This window comes from Pseudomonas sp. TE6288, assembly GCF_054062095.1.
The window spans coordinates 1-21,482 of record NZ_JBSSEW010000015.1 but is presented as its reverse complement, the minus strand read 5'-3'; the positions used below and the strand labels follow the sequence as shown (position 1 = coordinate 21,482).

Below are 21,482 nucleotides of genomic sequence, written 5' to 3'. Positions count from 1 at the left end.
CACCCCATGAACGCTTACCACTATGAGTCAAGCTGGTTGCACCGGCTAAAAAAAACGATCCATTTTCTTGGCACATTGTCCAGTTTCTCCCTGCTGCCAACTGTAACACCCGCGATGGCTGAAGGAATACTGCAACTTTCCCATACTGAGGTGCGACTTGACCCAGGCACGTCTGAAACGCAGCTGTACGCCGAAAACAAAGGCAACAGCCCTTTATTTATCGAAGTCAAACAAGAACTCCTGCTAAATCCAGGTGCACATTCGGAAAGTTTGGTCCCTGTCCAAGTCGTCCCCCAACCCACGCTGCTGGTTTCGCCATCACGTTTAATACTAGCGCCCGGGCAAAAATACCGGATGAATCTGAAGGTACTGTCTACCCCACCCACCGCGCGTGTTTGGCGCTTGACATTCCGACCACGGCAGAAGGTGATCGTCGAAGCGAACGATAGCATCGGGCGTGCGGCCCCCATGATTATGAGCATTGGCTACGGTGCGATTATCTATCAACTCCCTGCGGGCACTTGATGCCTGCCCTGGAGTCACAAATGCCCCATAAAATTGCAGGCTGGATGTTATTGCTCAGCTCGCTTCTTCAATCCGCCTTCGCATCGGACGTCATTCTCAAAGGCAAGATCGAAAGTCAGGTCACGGCGTTCATCAACAACCCGGACAACCTTTTCGTTACCGATACCGCTGGAGGATGGTTCGATCAAGGCTTAACAATGGAGCAATCAGGGGGTTGGAACAGCCCTTACGAGGTGCAAGCCAGGCTGCGTATCGTGTCTTCCAGCGGGGTATTCCAGGTACGGCTGGATGAACCGATACAACTGCGCCACCTTAAGAACCCCGCCAAGGTGTTTCAAAAATCGGCCGTTACACTCGCGGCGCTGAGTGCCGAGGCGAAAAACCTTGTCGTGGGGCAAAACGTGGAATTCAAAAACCCGCCTCCCGCCATTGAAGGTGAAGACTCGGTGGGTTACTACGACCTGGATATATCTGCCTACCCGCCAGAAGGCAGTTTCAAGGATAACGTAGGTACATACTCTGGTGAGGTGTCCCTGACATTCGAGCCCATTGCGATCGAGCCCTGACAGACCCAAGGCCGACACTGGCTGTGGAGGTGAAATGAAAACTCTATTGAGTCGATGCTTACTGACGGCTACGTGCTGGCTGCTGGCCTCCCCTGCCTTTGCAATCATCGATGTGCAGCCCAAGGTAGTCGATGTTCAGCAGACCGCAACCAGCATTGAGATCATCAACCAAGGCGACCGCCCGGAATATGTCTCCATCAATCTTTCACGGTTGCTCAATCCAGGGGCCGAACCGTCGGATGAACAGCTGGAACCGGTGAGCCAAATACAAGAATTGGAATTGTACGTCTACCCTTTTCGCCTCACCTTGGCCCCAGGGCAAAGCAAGCGAATTCGTGTCAAACCGCTTAAGACAGTCGCGCAGGAACAAGTATATCGGGTTGATATCAGACCTGTAATCAATCTGCTCGACTCTAAACAGCCCGACCACTCGGGGAATATCGTGGTCAACTTGGCGTTCAGCGGCTTGATCCGTCATCGCCCGGCGGCGATTAATTCCGAGCTCAAGGTTCAATGTGAAGCGCAGGGCGCCAGGTTGATTGCCACTGGCAATTCTAGGTATTGGCTAAAGGGTGCCTCCGTGGCGGGCCAAGCTGTCGATGCCTTCAATATTTACCCTCAGTTGCCCCTTCTGCTCAAAGGCAAGGCAGTCCAGGTACCTGGGCAGGCAACCTGCCCAGGCCAATAAAGAGACTCACCAAGTGCTGTTGTGCTCAAGGCAATACACCAGCAGCGCCTGGTCACTGAGCACGTTCAGTTTGCGCATGCCCGCATTTTTTTGCGCACTTATGGTTTTCACACTGCGATTTTGTTGAACAGCGATTTCGCTGACTGTTTTGCCAGAAACGAATAGGCGAAGTATTTCAGCCTCTTTCGGCGACAACATGGCGAAGCGGTCATTGACCTGGGGAGCCGCGGGACTGCCTGCCCCCACCTTTGTTCTTTGAACAGGTTGCGCAACGGCCATGAGCGCACGCTCGATATCGCTGTGCATCTGGTTTTTCTGGATCACCCCGAGAACACCGAGTTCAGTAAGGCGGGTAAGCAGCAACGGGTTGGACATCATCGTCAACACCAGAATATTCACAGCCGGAAAGTGCCGCCTCAGGTATTCGATCAACTTCAGCCCATCGCCATAGGGGGAATCGCTGGGCATTTGATAATCGGTGACGACCACCTCTGCAGCTGTGCGCTGCAACAGCTCGACGAGCTGATGGGAGCACGTCGCTTCACCGACCACGCAAAAGCGCTCGTCGCGTTCGATCAATTGACGTACCCCTAGCAGTACCACGGGATGGTCGTCCGCTATGATGACCCTGAGTTTGTTCATAAGGAGATCCATGGTTCTTGTTGTAAATGAGTGGATGATCTGACATGCACGCATCGGTAGCAGGCGTCACTCAAGTGACCCCAATAAACTTGAAAGTTGAACCAACACCTCCTGCACACTGACGCCAAGCGCGGCATCCAGTGGAGTATCGGCCAGCCGGATTTCCAGGCCATTGCAGCATTGAGCAAGGTGACTCGCTTGCACCGCTGCAAGCCCACCGCCAATGCGGTGGAGGGTTTGCGCAAGCTGGGCGCCATCGCCATGCTCCAGCGCATTGCTGGCCAAGGCCATGTCCTGCTGCATCGTGCGGGTGAACAACTCGCGCATCGCGGGGGTGAGTTGCACATGATGGAACCCCGTATCGTCCATTGGCGCGGTAAGTGCCTCCGCTTCGATACGGTGTGCAGAGGTTTGCAGCGATGGCCTGCAGAGTTTGGTCAAGTGGCTGCGCAATGTCTGGATACTTAGGGGTTTGACAACCCAGGCATTCATGCCAACGGCAATACAGCGCATACCCTCTTCACGCATGGCATTGGCAGTCACGCCAATGATGGGCAAGCCGGGGTCGAGTTTGCGCAGCACGCGGGCCAGCTCATAGCCATTCATAACCGGCATGTTGATGTCCGTGAGCACTAGGTCGAACATACCGGGGCGCCAGTGATCAATAGCCTGTTCGCCGTTGCTGACAACGAGGGTGGTGCAGCCCAAGGCTTCAAGCTGCTCTTTCAAGATGGCCTGATTGATCGGGTTGTCCTCAGCTGTCAGGATATGCAGACCAAGGTCTTCGGTGCACTGTGTCGACGCATGTCTAGGCGACAACTGCTTGCCCTGCTGGGCGAACGACACGGCGTGAGCAATGGCGCGAAGATCGAAGAGATCGACATCCCAGGTCTGATTAAGAGGATCAGAACCCGTGCCCCCTGCTGGGGCGCAGACTATTCTAGGGCCGGGCCAGGGTGAAGCCGACGATGCGGGCAAAAGGTCGACCAATACCCGCTGCTCAGGCAAATTCTCGAGCAGCGGCATCACCTGCGTGGCAGGTATGCCAAATCTATTCAACCAATCGATTACCGCCTGGGCCAGTTCCTGGAATGGCGCGCGCACGTAGACCTGATTGCCCCCCGGGACAATGGATTCACAATCAGGCAGTTGCCCTGGCACGACCGTCAACTGAATCCTCAGGGCAAAACTGCTGCCCAAGCCCGGCTCACTGGTTACCCTGAGTTGCCCCTCCATCATCTCGCTGAGCCACCAGCAAATAGGTAACCCCAACCCTGCCCCCCCTTCACTGCAGGCATCCTGAACCTGATAGAACAACTCGAATAGTTTTTCCTGCTGGGATGCAGAAATGCCAATACCGCTGTCCGTCACCTGAAACTCAAGACTGGCTTTTCCCTCCAGCATTTCCAGTACGCGGGTGCGCAGAACCACATGCCCGTTGTCGGTAAATTTGATGGCATTGCTGAGCAGGTTGTTGAGGATCTGCCGGATACGCATGGGATCACCCAGCATACGGTTGGGCAGCGTAGCGTCGGTACAGGCATACAACTGCAAGCCTTTGCGCTGGGCGAAAGCCGAGTAGGTGTGCACCGTGTCTTCGATCAGATCGAGCGGGCAGAACTCGACCCGTTCAATGACCATCTGCCCAGACTCGATTTTGGAGACATCGAGAACATCGCTGATCAGTTGGAACAATGTTGCCGAAGAACGTTGGATCGTCTGCAGGTATTCTTGCTGGCGCGGTTCAAGGTGGGTCATTCCAAGCAATTCGAGCGTGCCCAGAACGCCATACAATGGGGTACGGATTTCGTGACTCATAGTGGCCAGGAACAAAGTCTTGGCTTCGTTGGCGGCATCGGCCGCCCGCCTCGCCTCCTTTAGCGCCGAAGCGTCCTCGATATGCTGGGAAACATCATTGAACGCATAGAGCCGCGCATCCTCGCCTTTGAAGCGCGTTGAAACGAAACCCACCTGCAAGTGGCGCCCCTCCACTTCAAGGTACGCCTCACCCATAACGTCTGTTTCAAGATGGTGCCCAAGTGCCATGGCCAGTTGGGTGCTGCCCTGCCACTGCTGAGCACGCTGATTTTCCATCAATACCTTGTTGTCCGAACGGCGCACGACGCACAGGCCAGTGGGCGCGGTGTCGATGACGATGCGGCTGAAGGCCTCACTTTCGGCGATGCGTGCATGGGCGTGCTGGGCCGGGAGGATGATCCGTTGCCGGTACCAGCGGCTGGTGGCCCAGCCCAGGCCGATCATCCCCAGCAGCGAAGCGGCCACGACAATCAATGACCACATGGCATAGCGGAAGAAATGGGCATAGGAAATGGTGTAGATCGCCATCCAGCCCGGGCCCTCAGGCTGACTGACTTTGATCTGCAGCCCCTCTGACGTGAAGTTGACCCCTTCACCTAACGAAGGATCAGGCAACACACTGCCACTGAGCAGCTCTAAAGAGGGCGCCACCAACGTAAAGTGATCATACTGCGCGCCATCCATAGTGCGCTCGTAGTCATCGACCTGCGTCAAGCTGAGTAACGTTGCGATGATCACCCTCGGCTGTGCGCCTTTGATGTGCATCTCACTGGCCGGAAGATCAAGGTGGGTATAAGCCATAAATCGCGGTGGCCGCTGGCTATCCGTAGCTGTTTCGAATCGAGTCCAGATCAAGCGTCCCGCACTGGGTGTTCTGGAGTGATGTATGACACGGGTGACGACATCGACAACCGCTTCGTCGTGCTGCAACGTCTTGACGCGAGAATGCTCTGAGGACGGCACAGCGATATCGAAGTTGTCCCGGTCGTTGATCAGAAAGACCTGCGGTGACTGATAGTTGGAGGTCGACCAGAAGGTGCTATAGAACGTGGCAAGGTTGGCACCGAGCGCGAAGGCCTTGGCGTACTCATTGTCGCGAATTTTCTGCGGGTTGATCTTGATGCTGAAGGGCATTGAGAAAGCGTGTTCTTGCCCTTGGTAGATATGCGGGCCCTCTTCGGGAATTTGCTGGAGGTCATGAATGGGAGTGACCTCATTGCTGAGCATCATGCCCTGCTTGCTCAGCTGGGCAAGGGTAATGAGGAACACTTCTTGCTCCGAGATGTTCTCAATTAAACGCGCAAAATGAAAACGCACGGTTTGCTGCTGCTCTTCCAATACCCGGTGTATCGCCCAATAGCTGATGCCCACCAGTAACGATACCAGGACGAGTAAAATCATCAGCCCGCGGTGCTGACGCAGTGAACTGCGCGAGAGTTTTTCGATCAAGGCATTCGTGTGTTTCATTCTTTGCACTCGCGGTGTATGCCAGGTCAGAAGAGCGTGGCTGATCCCTCTTGATCCAACAGGCCTTGAAATTCCACAGCGCAGACAGCGGGTGAAACGACAAAACCCTGGACCTGCGTGCAGTTAATATCACGCAAGTAAGCGAGTTCTTTAAGGGATTCCACACCCTCCGCGACCACCGCCACCCCCAGTTTGAGACAGAGGCTTATGATACTTGCCAATGCATGACGTGTACCCTGATTTTCATGGCAGCCCTGAACCAACGAGCGGTCAACCTTCAGCTCGGTAAACGGTGTAGACACTAGGTTGGCCAGCGAACTGTGCCCCTGGCCAAAATCATCTTGCGAAAGACCAAAGCCCTTCAGGCGCAGGCGGCAGGCACCGGCGTAGTAATTGCTCAGCGCTTGCGGTGTCGAGCACTCCATGAGTTCGAAACAGATCATGTCCGGTGTACCGCCCTGGTCTATCACGAACGTTGCCAATCGGTCTGCCAGGTCCTGGCAATCAAGCAGGTGGGTTGGCAAGTTGATGGAAACAGGCAGGTGGTAACCCTGCAGCCGCCAACAGGCCTGTGCCTGGATGGCTTGTTTCAAGGTAAGCCACAGCACATGCGCCTCTAGCCCAAACTGCTTGATGGCAGGCAAGAACTGGCCAGGCAGCATGACGCCCTCTGGGGTGAGCCAGCGTATCAAGGCTTCGGCACCGGCGATACGACAATCGCTAAGTGCCATCTTGGGTTGGAACCAGGCCTGAATGTGGTTGTTGTTCAGCCCTTCGCGAAGGCACTCGTAGTCGATAACCGGGGGTGAGCCTACAGGAGAGCACAGTGCAGGGTGTACATCAACGCGCTCCAGTAACTGCAGAAGCGTTGCTGGAGTCGCCGTAGTGCCGATCAGCCCGATGACGTCTATACCAAGCTCCCAGGCCATCAGGCTCACAGCCTTGAACATCTGCTCGGAGATGGCGCTAACAATGGCCAGCGCCGGTTTACAGGACAACTGTGCGAGGTGCTGGATAAGCTGTATACCGTCCATGCCTGGCATCATAATGCTGGTCAGGACCAGATCGATACTGCGTATTTTCAAATACTCCCAAGCCTCTGCACCATCTTTCGCCACATAGATATGGAACGCACCCAAGGCATTGAGTTGTTGTAGCAGGTACTGCTGTTGAACGGGATACTGTTCAATGATTAGAATTTTCAAAGATTTCATGTGTTGCCTTTTTTGAGCGTTGCCAGGCAACGGAACAGTGAACTCAATATCAGGGGCTGTGCCAGGCAATAATCCATGCCATGGGCAAGGCATAATCCAGCGTCGTGGCGCGTACCGTTGGCTTTTATGCCGATAATAAGCTTGTCGCAGCCTCGACGGCGCAGTTCGGTGGCAAGTTCATATCCGTTGATGTGAAGACTGCTGACTTGCGTGAGAACGGCATCGAAGACAGCGCTGCTCCATTTTTCCAACGCAGCGGCGCCATCAGTACATAGTGTCAGGGTGCACCCCAGCACGCGAAGCTGATCGCACAGTAGCGATTGATTGAAACGGTTGCTCTCGACCACCAGGATATGCAGATTGAGTTCCCGTTCAGGGCGAGCAAAGCGCACGCCATTACCAATTGAAGAACAACTCATTTGAGCCTGGCGAACCGCATGGCGGATCGCCTGCAGGTCGTTTATATTGGGCTGTCCGCCCCGGGTATCGGTACTGGCGATGACCAGTGGTCCTGCCCAGTCCCTGACCCATGTTTGCTCGCTGCAATCCGGGTGCAACTCCAAGAGCAATTGGCCACCGAATTCAGCCGTGACGGGAGGACGACCTACCTGGGCCCGAGCCCCCCAACGGCGAAGCCAGCCACAGACCGATTGCGCCAGCTCACGAGCGGATGAAACCACGTAGACGGTGTGAGGCAGCAACTTGCCATGAATGTCTGAGCCTACAGGCGCTGCGGGGGTTTCCAGTGGGACGGAGAGTGTGAAACTACTGCCTAGCCCTACTTCACTCACCAGACGAAGATCACCCCCTAAGTTGTTCGCGAGTTGTTGGCAAAGCGGCAACCCGCGAAGGGTACGAGGCGTTGTGTCATTTTTTAATGAAGCGAAAAGTTTTTGATGCCGCTGCGGATCTATGCCTGCCCCGGTATCTGAAACTTGCCAGTGCAAATTGGAGGAATGGCCGTCGCGCTTGACGGAGTTTACCCTTAGCACTACCCGCCCATTGCTCGTAAACCTGATCGCATTACTCAATAAATTTTCTAGGATAATGCGAATATGCCCTGCACCGCCAACCAACCGTTCAGGAAGGTCAGGACTCAAGCACATATATAGTTGCAAATTTTTCGCACTAGCCAGCGCACTGAAGCTTTGGACAACTTCGCAAACCAGAGCCTGCAACGAATATTCAACGAGCGCCACGGACAACTGCCCATTCCTCAGTTTTTTCGACGCATCTTGTTGGGGCCGGCGCTCAACGCCCTTCGCTTTTTCTTTATTGCAGAGTTGAGACGACGCACAGATCACGAACAATAATCGATGTAGCCATCGGGCCGCTGCAGGGCACAATGACACCCGGGCGAGTTTGGGGAAATGGCATTTTAGTTTCATCCCGCTACTTTAAGGCAAGCACCAGCGTGTGCAAATAAGACGATTCTTAAATGAATAGTTATCGATGGCTGCGAACGCTTTATTCCACGCTGCCCTCGCCAAGATTATCCAACAGACGTCATCACATTTTCAGCGGTACATCTAGACTCTCCATTGACGCCTGACCCAGCCGACCGGCACGCATATTCGTCGGAACCGTCGTGCCCAGCTTGCGTCTACCGCCTGGCCAGCCCCTGCAAGGATTCGCTCATGCCCCTTCGCCTGCCCAAAGCCCTGCTCCTGCTCATCGGCTTCGCCCTGGCACTGACGGCCTGCAGCCGCATCGACCTGGCCTACCGCAACCTCGATCGCCTGGTGCCGTGGTCGCTGGGCGACTATCTGGACATGAACCGCGAGCAGAAGCAGTTGCTCGACGAACGGCTCAAGGCGCATCTGGCCTGGCACTGCAAGACCCAACTGCCCGGCTACCTCGACTGGCTCGACCGGGTGCAACTGATGGTCGCCAACGACGCGGTCACCGATGAAAACCTGCGTCAACGCACGGTCGAGGCGCGCCAGGCCATTGGCCGGGTCACCGAAGCGATAACCCCCTCTGCCGCGGAACTGCTCAAGGGCATGAATGACAGCCAGGTAGCGGAAATGCGCGAGGCTTTTCGCAAGGACATCGACAAACGCCAGAAGGAATACGTCGACACGCCACTGGCCAAACAGGTCGAGAACCGTGCCGCGCGCATGCGCAAGCGCCTCGAGCCCTGGTTGGGCGAGCTCGACGCCGAGCAACGGCTGCGGGTGATGAGCTGGTCGCAGGCCCTGGGTGACCAGAACCGGCAGTGGATCGCCAACCGCGCCCACTGGCAGCAGCAACTGCTGCTGGCGATGGACCAGCGCGCCAGCCCGAGCTTCGAGCCCCGGCTGGCGCAGTTGCTGCAGCGCAAGGAAAGCCTGTGGACGCCGGAGTACCGCCAGGCGTTCCAGAACACCGAGCGCCAGGCACGCAGCCTGCTGGTGGATCTGCTGAAACAGAGCAGCCCGGCCCAGCGGCAATTCCTGCAGCAGCGGCTGAGCAAGGTGCGCGCGGACTTCAGCGAGCTCAAGTGCCTCAAGGGGTGAAAAGCTAGGCTCTGTACGAAAAGTCTTGAGACGCAGGTCAGGCAAGGCGAAAACAGCCGAGGAAGCGCAGTGTACTGGAGTACATGAGCATTCCGAGGCTGTTTTCAACGCAGCATGAACAAGTATCAAGGCTTTTCGTACAGAGCCTAAGGCCTAACGCGCCTTGCGCCGATAAGGGAACACATCGATCACCTTCCCCGCCCGGATCGCCTCCTGCAGACCTTTCCAGTAATCGGCGTCGTACAGTTCGCCATGCAAGCGGCTGAACAAGCGGCGCTGGCCGATATCGGCGAACAGGAATGGCGGAAACTCCTCGGGGAACACGTCGTGCGGCCCGATCGAGTACCACGGCTCGCCGGACATCTCGTCCTCCGGATAGCGCGGCGGCGGGATGTGACGGAAGTTGACCTCGGTGAGGTAGCTGATCTCGTCGTAGTCGTAGAACACCACCCGGCCATGACGGGTGACGCCGAAGTTCTTCAGCAGCATGTCGCCGGGGAAGATGTTCGCCGCCGCCAATTGCTTGATCGCCAGCCCATAGTCTTCCAGCGCCTCCAGCACCTGGGCTTCGCTGGCCTGCTCGAGGTACAGGTTGAGCGGGGTCATGCGCCGTTCGGTCCAGCAGTGGCGGATCAGCACTGTGTCGCCCTCAAGCGCTACGGTGGAGGGGGCCACCTCTAGCAGTTCCGCCAGGCAGTCGGGATCGAACTTGCCCTGGGGAAAGCGAAAATCGGCGAACTCCTGGGTATCGGCCATGCGCCCGACGCGGTCGACGCTTTTCACCAGGCGGTATTTCTCGATCACCGTGGCCCGGTCGACAGTCTTGGACGGCGAGAAGCGGTCCTTGATGATCTTGAACACGGTGTTGAAGCCCGGCAGGGTGAACACGCTCATGACCATGCCGCGCACGCCCGGAGCCATGACAAAGCGGTCGTCGCTGTTGGCCAGGTGGTTGATCAGCGCCCGGTAGAACTCCGACTTGCCATGCTTGTAGAACCCGATCGAGGTATACAGCTCGGCGATGTGCTTGCCCGGCAGGATGCGCTTGAGGAAGTTGACGAACTCCGCCGGCACCGGCACATCGACCATGAAATACGATCGGGTGAAGGAGAAGATGATCGACACCTCCGCCTCGTCGGTAATCAACGCGTCGGCCTCGATGCCATGCCCCTCGCGGTGCAGCAGCGGGATCACCAGTGGCCACTGCTCGTCGGGGGTGTACAGGCGACCGACCAGGTAAGCGCCCTTGTTGCGGTAGAGCACCGGGGTGAACAGTTCCACGGTCAGGGCCGGATCCTTGCACACCCAGTCGGGCAGGCATTCGCGCAATTGATCCTCCAGGCGCGCGATATCGCCTTCCCGGTCACCATACGGTACTTCGAACGCATAGTCGGCAAAGATCGCTCGCAACAAGCCTTTGAGACCGTCCTGCAGCGTATAGGTGCGCGTCTGCGCCGCCCGCTCATGGCCGCGCATCGACGGCCGGGTGGTGTGGATGAACATGCAGCCGTCGCTGATCAGGTCATGGCTGAACAGGCTGCAGAACAACGAGTTGTACCAGGTCTCGGACAGCTCGTCGTCCAGCCGGGGGTCGATCAGACGGATATAGGCGTTCTTGACCAGCGGCCACTGCTCGACGTCCAGCAGCACCGCGGTGTCGAAGCGCTGGCGCAGCCAGCCGTTGACCTCGGCGACCTTCTCTTCATACAGGTTGATGCGCGCCGCCGCGGCGTGCTGGATATCCTGCCAGCGCGCCTGTTCGAAGCGCTCGCGGGCGCCGAGGGTGATACGGCGAAAGTGCTCGCGGTAGTCGTCGAAGCCATCGAGGATCATCCGGGCGATGTCGACGGCGGGCCAGGCTGGGGTCATGCGCGTGCCTCTATGCAATGGTCACCGAGAGAGCTTAGTCGGATACGAGCCCTGTGGGAGCCGGCTTGCCGGCGATGAAGCCAGTGAGGCGGCCCCGGATTCACACAGCAAGAAAGCACAAGAATCCCTCGCTCGCCCTGACGTACACTCGCGCCCTGCCCTACCGCCGGAGACCACCGTGAGCCCCATCGCCCTCGCCCGCCTGCTGACCCTTGCCGCTGTCTGGGGCGCCAGCTTCCTGTTCATGCGCATCATTGCCCCCGAGCTGGGCACGGTGCCGACCGCCTTCTTCCGCGTGTCGATCGCCTGCCTGGGACTGATCGCCATCCTCGCCGCCGCCCGCGTGCGCTGGGACTTCGAGGGCAAGCTGGGCGCCTGCCTGGTGCTGGGCATGATCAACTCCGGCATTCCGGCCACGTTCTATTCCGTGGCGGCGCAGGTGCTGCCGGCCGGCTATTCGGCGATCTTCAACGCCACCACGCCGCTGATGGGCGTGCTGATCGGCGCCTTGTTCTTCCGCGAAGCCATGACCCTGCCCAAGCTCTGCGGGATCTTCCTCGGGCTGTTCGGTGTCGGTATCCTCAGCGGTGCCGGCCCGGTGGCGCTGGACATGGCCCTGGTGCAAGGCGCACTGGCCTGCCTGGCCGCCACCACCTGCTACGGCTTCGCGGGCTTCCTGGCAAGGCGCTGGGTCGGCACGCTGGACAGCCGTCTGTCGGCGCTGGGCAGCATGCTCGGCGCCACCTTGCTGCTCAGCCCGCTGTTCGCCTGGAGCGCGCTGACCCAGCCGCCGGCCAGCTGGGGCGGCTGGCAGGTATGGCTGTCGCTCCTGGGCCTGGGGCTGCTGTGCACGGCGTTCGCCTACATCCTGTACTTCCGCCTGCTGAACGAAATCGGGCCGGTCAAGGCCAGTACCGTGACCTTCCTGATCCCGGTGTTCGGCGTGCTGTGGGGGGCGTGGCTGCTGGATGAGCCGCTGTCGATGGCGCACCTGTATGGCGGTCTGCTGATTGGTGCGGCGCTATGGTTGGTGCTGCGCCCGGCACGGCGCTGAAAAAAGGAGCGGGCTTGCCCCGCTCCCAACGCTAGTTGACTCAGGCCTCGGCCGTGCGCAAGGCAGGTTTACGGAACACGAACAGCAAGCCGATCACGATCAGTCCCATCCCCAGCAGACTGAGGGGCGCCAGGCGGTTGCCGAAGATGATGAAATCCATCACCGCCGTGACCGCCGGCACCAGGTAGAACAGGCTGGTGACATTGACCAGGTTGCCCCTTGCGATCAGCCGGTACAGCAGCAGCGTGGCCAGCAGCGAAACCACCAGCCCCATCCACAGCAGCGCCGCGAGGAAACTGGCGTTCCACTGGACGTGCAGCGGCTGCAACGGCGCGAACACCGCGCACATTGCAAAGCCCGCCATGTATTGCAAGGGCAAGGTGCCCATGGGGTTGTCGGTAATGCGTTTCTGCAGGATCGAGCCCAAGGTCATGCTGGCCAGCGCCAGCAGGGCGAACAGCATCCCGGCGAGAGATACCCCACCCAGGTTGATACCCTGGTAGACCACCATCACCAGGCCGCCCAGGCCAAGCCCCAGGCCGAACAATCGGCTCCAGGACCGCTGACGCTCCATCAGCACCACGGTCAGGATCGGTTGCACGCCCATGACCGTGGCCATGACGCCGGGAGTAACGTGGGTGTTCAGCGCCAGCAGGTAGAAAATCTGGTAGGCACCGAGCAATACGCAGCCGGTCCCCAGGGCGCGAACAATGCCGCCCCGGGTACGTGGCCAACGTAATCCGAGCAACGGACCGATCAACAGCAGACCGAACAGCGCCAGGGCCGAACGCAGCAGCAGGAAGGCGAAGGGGCTGGCCTGGGCCAGGCCAAGCTTGGAGACGATCGCCCCGCTGCTCCACAGCAGGACGAACAGGCTGGTCGTGGCCGCCGAGGCCACGGATGCTTTGTTGAGGACAGACATGTATTGCCACCTGTATACGGGCAAATGAGCCGTACGGAGGGCCTATCGCGACTTGCGGGGATAGCCGACCGTGTTCAGTAGGTTGCGAGTGCGGTGGGGAGCGGCCAGCGGCCGGTCAGCCCAGCACCACGACTGCGCAAGGAGGCGGAGCTACGCCGCCTACCACGCCACTGACAGGTGGTGGATAGTGACTGATCATGGCCGGCTGCTGGCTGCCACGCACGACCACGCCCGCGACAGGCGCGAGAACGTAAGCGGTGGTGGAAGGGATGGCTGGCATGAACAGGTCTTCGGGGAAGATAGTGTTTCGGAATATAGCGGGGGAATCATCGCGGGGCAAGCCTGCTTGCACAAGGTGCGAAAGCAGGCCTGCTCAACCGGATCAGAACAACCATTGGTACAGGGCGTAGGCGACGACAACCGCCAGCACCGGACGCAGCACGCGGTAGGCCTTGGGGTTGGCACGCTTGAACTGCTTGACCCGGGTGCTGATGACATTGCTGAAGCGCTTGCTCCAGGCATAGGCCTGGTTGATCCCGCCGACACGCTCGCCATCGGTGTTCTGCGGCGCGGTGGCGCGGCCGAGGAAGGCACTGACCTTGCGGTTGATGCGGGTCATCAGCGGGCTGTTGAGCGGGCGCTCGACGTCGCAGAACAGGATCACGCGGGTGACCTCGGTCTCGTTCTTGACCCAGTGCACGAAGGTCTCGTCGAACATCACGTCCTCGCCGTCGCGCCAGGCGTAGGGCTGGCCATCAACGTAGATGCGGCAGTTGTCGGAGTTCGGCGTGGACAGCCCGAGGTGATAGCGCAGGGAGCCGGCAAACGGGTCGCGGTGCGGGTTCAGGTGGCTGCCGCCGGGCAACAGGGCGAACATCGCGCCCTTGACGTTGGGGATGCTGCTGACCAGCTCTACGGTCTTCGGGCACAGCGCTTCGGCCGAAGGCAGCGGTTTGTCGTACCACTTCAGGTAGAAGCGCTTCCAGCCCTTCTTGAAGAACGAACCGAAGCCGGCGTCGTTGTCTTTTTCCGCCGCGCGGATGTAACCCTCGTCGAACAGGCGCATGGCCTCTTCGCGGATCACCTCCCAGTTGTCCTTTAGCACATCCAGCTCGGGGAAGCGCTGGCGGTCCAGGTACGGCTTGGAGGGTACGCCGGAAAACAGGTACATCAGGCTGTTGTAAGGGGCAAACAGCGCCGAATGGTTGACGAACTGGCGCAGCACCGGCAGGCGTGCCTTGCCGCGCAGGTGCACGAACAGCACACTGCCGAAGAACACCAGCAGGACACCGGCCTTGGCGACGAAGGAAAAGGTCATGCAACACTCCTTGGAGGGGAAATCAGGCCATCCCCAGATAGCCGGACATCATAAACCCATCAGGAGCAGCTGCAAGCCAGAAGCTGCACGCGGCAAGCCCAAGCTGATCCGCGTCAATACGGACATGCCCTCGACTTGCGGCGTGCAGCGTGTCGCTTACTGCTGGTTTTCCTGCTCGGTGAACAGATCGCTGAACAGCATGCTCGACAGGTAACGCTCGCCCGAATCCGGCAGGATCACCACGATGGTCTTGCCCTGCATCTCCGGCTTCTCGGCCAGGCGCACCGCCGCCGCCATGGCCGCGCCGCAAGAGATGCCGCAGAGGATGCCCTCCTCCTGCATCAGGCGGATGGCCATGGCCTTGGACTCGTCCTCGGTCACCGTCTCGACCTGGTCGACGATCGACAGGTCGAGGTTCTTCGGCACGAAGCCGGCACCGATGCCCTGGATCTTGTGCGGGGTGGGCTTGAGCTCCTCGCCGGCCAGGGTCTGGCTGATCAGCGGCGAGTTCACTGGCTCCACCGCCACCGACAGGATCGGCTTGCCCTGGGTGTGCTTGATGTAGCGCGACACCCCGGTGATGGTGCCACCAGTGCCGACCCCGGCCACCAGCACATCGACCGCGCCATCGGTGTCGTTCCAGATTTCCGGGCCGGTGGTCTTCTCGTGAATGGCCGGGTTGGCCGGGTTGTCGAACTGGCCCGGCAGGAAGTGCTGCGCCGGGTCGGAAGCGACGATTTCGTTGGCCTTCTCGATGGCGCCCTTCATGCCCTTGGCCTTGTCCGTCAGCACCAGCTCGGCGCCCAGCGCCTTCAACACCTTGCGCCGCTCCAGGCTCATCGAGTCGGGCATGGTCAGCACCAGGCGGTAGCCACGGGCGGCGGCGACGAAGGCCAGGCCGATACCGGTGTTACCCGAGGTGGGTTCGACGATGGTCATGCCTGGCTTGAGCTTGCCGCTGTCCTCGGCGTCCCAGATCATGCTCGCGCCGATCCGGCACTTCACCGAGTAGCCCGGGTTGCGTCCTTCGATCTTGGCCAGGATGGTCACCCCGCGCGGGGCGATGCGGTTGATCTGCACCAGCGGCGTGTTGCCGATGGAATGGGCGTTGTCGGCGTAGATACGGCTCATGGCGGCGGTCCTTGAACAGGAAAAAAGTGCAGGGAAAACCCTGAGGGTAAGCCTGCAATCGGTGAGCGTAAAGCCCGTTCGAACTCGACGAAACGACCTGCGGTCAACCGCACATGCTCCCGTGGAGAAACCCGATGAAAGCGCGCTACCGCTGGCCACTGCTCGGCTTCGCCAGCCTGGTCGCACTGCTGGTGGCCCTGCACCTGGCCTTGCCTTACCTGGTGCGTGACTACCTCAACGACAAGCTGGCAGACATGGGCGACTACCGCGGCCAAGTCCGCGACGTCGACCTGGCGTGGTGGCGTGGCGCCTACCAGATCAACGGCCTGAAGATCGTCAAGGTCAGCGGCAAGGTGCCTGTGCCGCTGCTCGAAGCGCCGCTGATCGACCTGTCGGTGAGCTGGCACTCGCTTTGGTACGACCGCGCCGTGGTCGCCGAAGTGGCCTTCGTACGCCCCGAACTCAATTTCGTCGACGGCGGCAACAAACAGAACTCTCAGACCGGCCAAGGCACCGACTGGCGCCAGCAACTGGAAAAGCTGCTGCCGATCACCCTGAACGACGTGCGCATCGAACAAGGCACCCTCACCTTCCGCAACTTCAATTCCAGACCGCCGGTGGACCTCAAGGCCACCCGGCTGGATGCAAGCATCCGCAACCTGACCAACGTGCGCGACGAAAAGGGCCGGCGCGATGCCCGCTTCGACGGGACGGCGCTGCTGCTGGGCGATGCCAAGGTGGAAAGCCGCGCTACCTTCGACCCCTTCAGCGACTTCGACGACTTCCAGTTCCGCCTGCGCGCCACTGGCATCGAGCTGCGCCGGCTGAACGACTTCGCCAGTGCCTACGGCAAGTTCGACTTCAATGCCGGGCATGGCGATGTGGTGATCGAGGCCGAGGCCGAGAACGGCCGGCTCAAGGGCTACATCAAGCCGCTGTTGCGCGATGTCGATGTGTTCAATTGGCAGCAGGACGTGGAAGAAAAGGACAAGGGCTTCCTGCGCTCGATATGGGAAGCCGTCGTGGGCGCCACCGAGACCGTGCTCAAGAACCAGCCGAAAAACCAGTTCGCCACCCGCGTGGAACTCAGCGGCAGCGTGCACCAGCAGGACATCAGTGCCTTCGAGGCGTTCCTGCAGATCCTGCGCAACGGCTTCATCCAGGCGTTCAACGCACGCTACGAGCAGCCGCCACCAAAAGCGGACTAAGGACTTGAGGGCACCTCGGCAACACTCAGAGCCCACTTCAATGCGTATTGCTCGATTGGATTCGTGACGCGCCAGGTACGCCTCCCCCCTTTGAGTCCAAATGAAATATCTTGCAACACTCCGCACAAGGCATTCCTACTGCCTTCAACCTCCTTGCTCGTCCTTTATCCGTCCCCATTCAAAGCGCGGCCCTCTGGCGTCTCAAGCCAGAGCACTACAGCGTTGCAACATGGATAAAAGCGTCGACAGACAGGAGCACACCATGGCAGAGCACTTCATTACAACCCGGGCCGAGGAGTCCGTGACGGTCCCGAACTACAACCCCGGATTCATGTCATCGGGAAGACCTTCATTTACCATCCATGCGGCAAGGTCTGGATCTGCGATGGAAGGCGGGAATGAGTCCAGCACTGGGCACGTATTCCTTGAGCTAAACACGCCAAGATACAAAGGCTCGATCGGCTTCAGCCCTGGGAGCGATCTGGGCACCTCAGCCGACAACATTTCATTCAATGATCACCTCATCTATAAAGACACGTCCTCGCACCGGGTAGAATCCCACGACCCCAGATTCGTAAACATGTTGGACAACTTGGTCCTGCAAGTTGAGGGGTACAAGAACGGAACAACACAGCCCGAAAACTACGACCTCCTCTTCAACAACTGCATTACTTTTGTTACAAAAATGTTTGCCAAAGCCGGCAAAGAAATAAAACTTGCCAAGACGCCAAACGAGGTCGCAAAGGATATTAAAGTAGTTGCCGAACAGTTCAAAACCCCCTTGCTCATTGACCTTGAGGGGCACGGCATCACCACCCTGCCACTCGAGCAGGGTATTGAATTTGACTACGATGGAGACGCCAATCCAATCCTTACCGGATGGGCTGGAAAAAGCAGCGGATTTCTGGTGCTCGATAGAAACAACGATGGCGTGATAAATGATGCTTCAGAGCTCTTTGGTGATCGCTCCCCGCTACCCGCCGGAGGCGTAGCTGAGGACGGTGCCGTTGCGCTCGCCGCTCTGGACAGCAACCTGGATGGGCTTATCGACATGAACGACCCAGTCTGGGGCGACCTGAAAATCTGGCAAGACATCAACAGTAATGGAGCGTCTGAAGCGGCCGAACTGCATTCAGTGATCGATATTGGCTTGAAAAGTATCGATTTGTCATTCGTGAAAAACCCGATCACCGATGTAAACGGCAATATCCATGCCCTCCATTCATTTGTCATGTGGCAGGATGGCCAAGTCAGCGACATAGTGGACGTTCTGTTCAAAACAGCCGATCACAAGATCAGCAATGATTTCTTCAACCCAACAGCTGGCTATTTCCCGGCCGAGCCCATCGGTTCAAAAGACATGATTGAAGAGGTTATTGCATGAAAACATCTGGACGAAAGCGGCTGGGCTGCTGCCTGGCCGTTTCGCTAATGCTTCTGTCAATGCCAGCCCTGTCGAGTGATCATATGAACACGCACACAGCATTACCCCCAGCGATTGCCATGAAACTGGCGGCGCCGCCGGAGCCTCAAACCACTACCTACCCCCGCGACAGTGAGGAGTTTGAACATCTGATCGAGCTCGCCAAAAACGGCAACGCGCACGCCAACTACGTGCTCGGCCTGATTTACAGCGACCAAAGGCTGCCGGACACCGAGAGAAACTACAAGGCGAGCGTGGCCTATTACGAAAAAGCCATAAACCTATACAGCCGCCACGCGCCGGCGCTTGCGCGCCTGGCGTTCCTGTACCGTGCTGGCCTAGGCACACCTGTAGACATCAAAAAAGCAGTGGCGCTGTATGAAAGAGCAGGCGAGTCCGGGTCAGCGGTGGCCTACAACAACCTGAGCACGTTGTATGCCGTCGGTGACGTGGTACCGCAGGATTTCAAGAAAGCCAGGATGTACGCCGAGTATGCCGCCCATCTCGGCCATGCTGAAAGCTTCGAGATACTGCAGCATTGGGATTACTACGTGGAAATATCCTCTACCACGGACAGCAAGAAAATCAGTGAGATCGTTGAAAAATATAAAAACCTTGAACTGCAAAAAAAGGACGCTGGAAAGTAGCTCATGACCCAGCCGACCGAAGGTGTACTTCTGGGGCAAGCCGCTCGAATCCATGCGCGCAAGTAGCCGGGCCAACGCAGCCCGTTCAACGATGCCTATCGCGTTGTGATCGTGCCTGCGCCAAATCCAGCCGGGCGTGGTGACGCGCCATTCAGGGACTGAATACCCGGTCTGCGTTTTCACGCGTCGGCCGTGGCGTTATAGTCGCTGACACATCAATAGACATGCGTGACCTCATTGCCGGGCAAGCCCGCTTGCACAACAGTCCGTGGGAGCGGGCTTGCCCCGCGATGAGGCCCTCCCAGAGGATCGGTTAATGAAGTTCGAAGGCACCCGCGACTACGTCGCCACAGATGACCTCAAGCTGGCGGTCAACGCGGCCATCACCCTGGAGCGCCCGTTGCTGGTCAAGGGCGAGCCGGGTACCGGCAAGACCATGCTCGCCGAGCAACTGGCCGCCTCCTTCGGCGCACGCCTGATCACCTGGCACATCAAGTCGACCACCAAGGCCCACCAGGGCCTGTATGAATACGACGCGGTCAGCCGCCTGCGCGATTCGCAGCTGGGCGTGGACAAGGTCCACGATGTGCGCAACTACCTGAAAAAAGGCAAGCTGTGGGAGGCCTTCGAGGCCGACGAGCGGGTAATCCTGCTGATCGACGAAATCGACAAGGCCGACATCGAGTTCCCCAACGACCTGTTGCAGGAACTCGACAAGATGGAGTTCTACGTCTACGAAATCGACGAGACCATCAAGGCCAAGCAGCGCCCGATCATCATCATCACCTCCAACAACGAAAAGGAGCTGCCTGACGCCTTCCTGCGCCGCTGCTTCTTCCACTACATCGCCTTCCCCGACCGCGCCACCCTGCAGCAGATCGTCGATGTGCACTACCCCAACATCAGCCAGTCGCTGGTCAGCGAGGCACTGGACGTGTTCTTCGACGTGCGCAAGGTGCCGGGCCTGAAGAAAAAGCCCTCCACCTCCGAGCTGGTCGACTGGCTCAAGCTGCTGATGGCCGACAACATCGGCGAGGCGGTACTGCGCGAGCGCGACCCGACCAAGGCCATCCCGCCGCTGGCCGGGGCCCTGGTGAAGAACGAACAGGACGTGACGCTGCTCGAGCGCCTGGCCTTCATGAGCCGGCGCGGCAACCGCTGACGGGAGCCGGGCCATGTTGCTCAACCTGTTCAATGAAATGCGCGCGGCCAAGGTGCCAGTGTCGGTGCGCGAGTTGCTCGACCTGCACCATGCCTTGCAAAAAGGCGTGGTGTTCGCCGACATGGACGCCTTCTACTACCTGGCCCGCGCCATCCTGGTGAAGGACGAGCGGCACTTCGACAAGTTCGACCGCGCCTTTGCCGCCTACTTCAAGGGCCTGGAAAACCTCGACCGGCATATCGAGGCGTTGATCCCCGACGAGTGGCTGCGCAAGGAGTTCGAACGCTCGCTCACCGACGAAGAGCGCGCGCAGATCCAGTCCCTGGGCGGGCTGGACAAGCTGATCGAGGAATTCAAGAAGCGCCTCGAGGAGCAAAAGGAACGCCACGCCGGCGGCAACAAGTGGATCGGCACGGGCGGTACCAGCCCGTTCGGTTCCGGCGGTTTCAACCCCGAGGGCATCCGCGTCGGCGAGGCCGGCAAGCGCCAGGGCAAGGCGGTGAAGGTCTGGGACCAGCGCGAGTACAAGAACCTTGACGACCAGGTCGAGCTGGGCACTCGCAACATCAAGCTGGCCCTGCGCCGGCTGCGCAAGTTCGCCCGCGAAGGCGCCGCCGAGGAGCTGGACATCGACGGTACCATCGATCACACCGCCCGTGACGCCGGCCTGCTGAACATCCAGATGCGCCCCGAACGGCGCAACACGGTGAAGCTGCTGTTGCTGTTCGACATCGGCGGCTCGATGGATGCTCACGTCAAGGTCTGCGAGGAGCTGTTCTCGGCCTGCAAGACCGAGTTCAAGCACCTGGAGTACTACTACTTCCACAACTTCGTTTACGAGTCGGTGTGGAAGAACAACCTGCGCCGCACCTCGGAGCGCTTCTCCACCTTCGACCTGCTGCACAAGTACGGCGACGACTACAAAGTGATCTTCGTCGGCGACGCGGCCATGGCACCCTACGAGATCACCCAGCCCGGCGGCAGCGTCGAGCACTGGAACGAAGAGGCCGGGTACGTGTGGATGCAGCGCTTCATGGAGAAATTCAGGAAGATTATCTGGATCAACCCGTATCCGAAGCAGGCCTGGGACTACACCGCCTCGACCCATCTGGTGCGGGACCTGATCGAGGACAAGATGTACCCGCTGACGCTGCAGGGGTTGGAAGACGGGATGCGTTACCTGTCCAAGTAATCTATTGACCGAACTGGCCTCATCGCGGGGGCAGCCCCCGCCCCCCACGTGCGCCATTGGAGGTGTGGGGGGGGGGCGGGGGTGCCCCCCGCTGGGGCCCGCCGACGCAAACCCCCCCCCGCCACCAAGCCAGCTGGG

Annotated in this window: 18 protein-coding genes; 10 read left to right on the top strand and 8 right to left on the bottom strand. The window is 59.2% G+C overall.

Going from position 1 to position 21,482, the window contains the following annotated elements; translation table 11 throughout:
- The first annotated feature begins 6 nt into the window (after positions 1-6).
- Genes ACVWY1_RS16890 through ACVWY1_RS16880 form a run of 3 tightly spaced genes read left to right on the top strand, consistent with a single transcriptional unit; the run spans position 7 to position 1,779 of the window.
- Positions 7-525 carry a hypothetical protein gene (locus tag ACVWY1_RS16890; protein ID WP_277503149.1) on the top strand — a complete coding sequence of 173 codons (519 nt, stop codon included), beginning with the start codon at positions 7-9 and terminating at the stop codon, positions 523-525.
- Between the two features lie 20 nt (positions 526-545).
- The gene (locus ACVWY1_RS16885; protein WP_457378528.1) at positions 546-1,091 is read left to right on the top strand and encodes a hypothetical protein; all 546 of its coding nucleotides are present in this window, start codon (positions 546-548) and stop codon (positions 1,089-1,091) included.
- A gap of 34 nt (positions 1,092-1,125) precedes the next feature.
- Positions 1,126-1,779, top strand: a complete 654-nt coding sequence (locus ACVWY1_RS16880) for a hypothetical protein (RefSeq protein WP_277503147.1) — start codon at positions 1,126-1,128, stop codon at positions 1,777-1,779.
- A 6-nt stretch (positions 1,780-1,785) separates the two neighbouring features.
- Here the strand turns inward: ACVWY1_RS16880 and ACVWY1_RS16875 are convergent, their stop codons facing one another.
- From ACVWY1_RS16875 to ACVWY1_RS16860, 4 genes are all read right to left on the bottom strand, one after another.
- Positions 1,786-2,421, bottom strand: coding sequence for a response regulator (locus tag ACVWY1_RS16875; RefSeq protein ID WP_277503146.1), 636 nt, complete (start codon positions 2,419-2,421; stop codon positions 1,786-1,788).
- A 66-nt stretch (positions 2,422-2,487) separates the two neighbouring features.
- Positions 2,488-5,706 carry a response regulator gene (locus ACVWY1_RS16870; RefSeq protein WP_457378527.1) on the bottom strand — a complete coding sequence of 1,073 codons (3,219 nt, stop codon included), beginning with the start codon at positions 5,704-5,706 and terminating at the stop codon, positions 2,488-2,490.
- 26 nt (positions 5,707-5,732) lie between these two features.
- Positions 5,733-6,920, bottom strand: a complete 1,188-nt coding sequence (locus tag ACVWY1_RS16865; protein WP_277503145.1) for an EAL domain-containing response regulator — start codon at positions 6,918-6,920, stop codon at positions 5,733-5,735.
- On the bottom strand, positions 6,917-8,119 hold the full coding sequence (locus tag ACVWY1_RS16860) for an ATP-binding protein (RefSeq protein WP_457378571.1): 1,203 nt from the start codon (positions 8,117-8,119) through the stop codon (positions 6,917-6,919). The genes ACVWY1_RS16865 and ACVWY1_RS16860 overlap by 4 nt, the downstream gene beginning before the upstream one ends.
- A gap of 438 nt (positions 8,120-8,557) precedes the next feature.
- Between ACVWY1_RS16860 and ACVWY1_RS16855 the strand changes: the two genes are divergently transcribed.
- Positions 8,558-9,418 (top strand): DUF6279 family lipoprotein, encoded by an 861-nt coding sequence (locus ACVWY1_RS16855; protein WP_457378526.1) that lies wholly within the window; start codon positions 8,558-8,560, stop codon positions 9,416-9,418.
- 153 nt (positions 9,419-9,571) lie between these two features.
- Here the strand turns inward: ACVWY1_RS16855 and aceK are convergent, their stop codons facing one another.
- Complete coding sequence (aceK, locus tag ACVWY1_RS16850; protein ID WP_110697965.1) at positions 9,572-11,287, bottom strand: bifunctional isocitrate dehydrogenase kinase/phosphatase; 1,716 nt, start codon at positions 11,285-11,287, stop codon at positions 9,572-9,574.
- A 178-nt stretch (positions 11,288-11,465) separates the two neighbouring features.
- Here aceK and ACVWY1_RS16845 point away from each other — a divergent pair, with 178 nt between their 5' ends.
- Positions 11,466-12,341, top strand: a complete 876-nt coding sequence (locus ACVWY1_RS16845) for a DMT family transporter (protein ID WP_102684390.1) — start codon at positions 11,466-11,468, stop codon at positions 12,339-12,341.
- A 40-nt stretch (positions 12,342-12,381) separates the two neighbouring features.
- Here ACVWY1_RS16845 and ACVWY1_RS16840 read toward each other — a convergent pair whose 3' ends face one another.
- The 3 genes from ACVWY1_RS16840 to cysK all read right to left on the bottom strand — a co-directional run bounded on the left by ACVWY1_RS16840 (position 12,382) and on the right by cysK (position 15,712).
- Complete coding sequence (locus ACVWY1_RS16840) at positions 12,382-13,263, bottom strand: DMT family transporter (RefSeq protein ID WP_139673000.1); 882 nt, start codon at positions 13,261-13,263, stop codon at positions 12,382-12,384.
- A 382-nt stretch (positions 13,264-13,645) separates the two neighbouring features.
- The gene (locus ACVWY1_RS16835; protein WP_457378525.1) at positions 13,646-14,581 is read right to left on the bottom strand and encodes an aspartyl/asparaginyl beta-hydroxylase domain-containing protein; all 936 of its coding nucleotides are present in this window, start codon (positions 14,579-14,581) and stop codon (positions 13,646-13,648) included.
- 156 nt (positions 14,582-14,737) lie between these two features.
- Positions 14,738-15,712: a cysteine synthase A gene (gene cysK, locus ACVWY1_RS16830; RefSeq protein ID WP_102684388.1), complete on the bottom strand. Its 975-nt coding sequence runs from the start codon at positions 15,710-15,712 to the stop codon at positions 14,738-14,740.
- A gap of 134 nt (positions 15,713-15,846) precedes the next feature.
- Between cysK and ACVWY1_RS16825 the strand changes: the two genes are divergently transcribed.
- From ACVWY1_RS16825 to ACVWY1_RS16805, 5 genes are all read left to right on the top strand, one after another.
- Complete coding sequence (locus tag ACVWY1_RS16825) at positions 15,847-16,920, top strand: AsmA family protein (RefSeq protein WP_277503143.1); 1,074 nt, start codon at positions 15,847-15,849, stop codon at positions 16,918-16,920.
- Positions 16,921-17,182: 262 nt separating this feature from the next.
- Positions 17,183-18,304 (top strand): hypothetical protein, encoded by a 1,122-nt coding sequence (locus ACVWY1_RS16820; protein ID WP_277503142.1) that lies wholly within the window; start codon positions 17,183-17,185, stop codon positions 18,302-18,304.
- Positions 18,301-18,990, top strand: coding sequence for a tetratricopeptide repeat protein (locus tag ACVWY1_RS16815; protein WP_277503141.1), 690 nt, complete (start codon positions 18,301-18,303; stop codon positions 18,988-18,990). The genes ACVWY1_RS16820 and ACVWY1_RS16815 overlap by 4 nt, the downstream gene beginning before the upstream one ends.
- A 316-nt stretch (positions 18,991-19,306) precedes the next feature.
- Positions 19,307-20,152: an AAA family ATPase gene (locus tag ACVWY1_RS16810; protein WP_023629931.1), complete on the top strand. Its 846-nt coding sequence runs from the start codon at positions 19,307-19,309 to the stop codon at positions 20,150-20,152.
- A gap of 13 nt (positions 20,153-20,165) precedes the next feature.
- Positions 20,166-21,344 (top strand): vWA domain-containing protein, encoded by a 1,179-nt coding sequence (locus tag ACVWY1_RS16805; RefSeq protein WP_110697957.1) that lies wholly within the window; start codon positions 20,166-20,168, stop codon positions 21,342-21,344.
- Positions 21,345-21,482 lie beyond the last annotated feature (138 nt).

Bases quoted from the DNA above. Each gene is read 5' to 3' on its own strand.
- ACVWY1_RS16815 (WP_277503141.1), top strand. From the start codon at position 18,301: ATGAAAACATCTGGACGAAAGCGGCTGGGCTGCTGCCTGGCCGTTTCG.
- ACVWY1_RS16890 (WP_277503149.1), top strand. From the start codon at position 7: ATGAACGCTTACCACTATGAGTCAAGCTGGTTGCACCGGCTAAAAAAA.
- ACVWY1_RS16810 (WP_023629931.1), top strand. From the start codon at position 19,307: ATGAAGTTCGAAGGCACCCGCGACTACGTCGCCACAGATGACCTCAAG.
- ACVWY1_RS16870 (WP_457378527.1), bottom strand. From the start codon at position 5,706: ATGAAACACACGAATGCCTTGATCGAAAAACTCTCGCGCAGTTCACTG.
- ACVWY1_RS16840 (WP_139673000.1), bottom strand. From the start codon at position 13,263: ATGTCTGTCCTCAACAAAGCATCCGTGGCCTCGGCGGCCACGACCAGC.
- ACVWY1_RS16880 (WP_277503147.1), top strand. From the start codon at position 1,126: ATGAAAACTCTATTGAGTCGATGCTTACTGACGGCTACGTGCTGGCTG.
- ACVWY1_RS16820 (WP_277503142.1), top strand. From the start codon at position 17,183: ATGGCAGAGCACTTCATTACAACCCGGGCCGAGGAGTCCGTGACGGTC.
- aceK (WP_110697965.1), bottom strand. From the start codon at position 11,287: ATGACCCCAGCCTGGCCCGCCGTCGACATCGCCCGGATGATCCTCGAT.
- ACVWY1_RS16875 (WP_277503146.1), bottom strand. From the start codon at position 2,421: ATGAACAAACTCAGGGTCATCATAGCGGACGACCATCCCGTGGTACTG.
- ACVWY1_RS16825 (WP_277503143.1), top strand. From the start codon at position 15,847: ATGAAAGCGCGCTACCGCTGGCCACTGCTCGGCTTCGCCAGCCTGGTC.
- ACVWY1_RS16855 (WP_457378526.1), top strand. From the start codon at position 8,558: ATGCCCCTTCGCCTGCCCAAAGCCCTGCTCCTGCTCATCGGCTTCGCC.
- ACVWY1_RS16805 (WP_110697957.1), top strand. From the start codon at position 20,166: ATGTTGCTCAACCTGTTCAATGAAATGCGCGCGGCCAAGGTGCCAGTG.
- ACVWY1_RS16835 (WP_457378525.1), bottom strand. From the start codon at position 14,581: ATGACCTTTTCCTTCGTCGCCAAGGCCGGTGTCCTGCTGGTGTTCTTC.
- cysK (WP_102684388.1), bottom strand. From the start codon at position 15,712: ATGAGCCGTATCTACGCCGACAACGCCCATTCCATCGGCAACACGCCG.
- ACVWY1_RS16885 (WP_457378528.1), top strand. From the start codon at position 546: ATGCCCCATAAAATTGCAGGCTGGATGTTATTGCTCAGCTCGCTTCTT.
- ACVWY1_RS16865 (WP_277503145.1), bottom strand. From the start codon at position 6,920: ATGAAATCTTTGAAAATTCTAATCATTGAACAGTATCCCGTTCAACAG.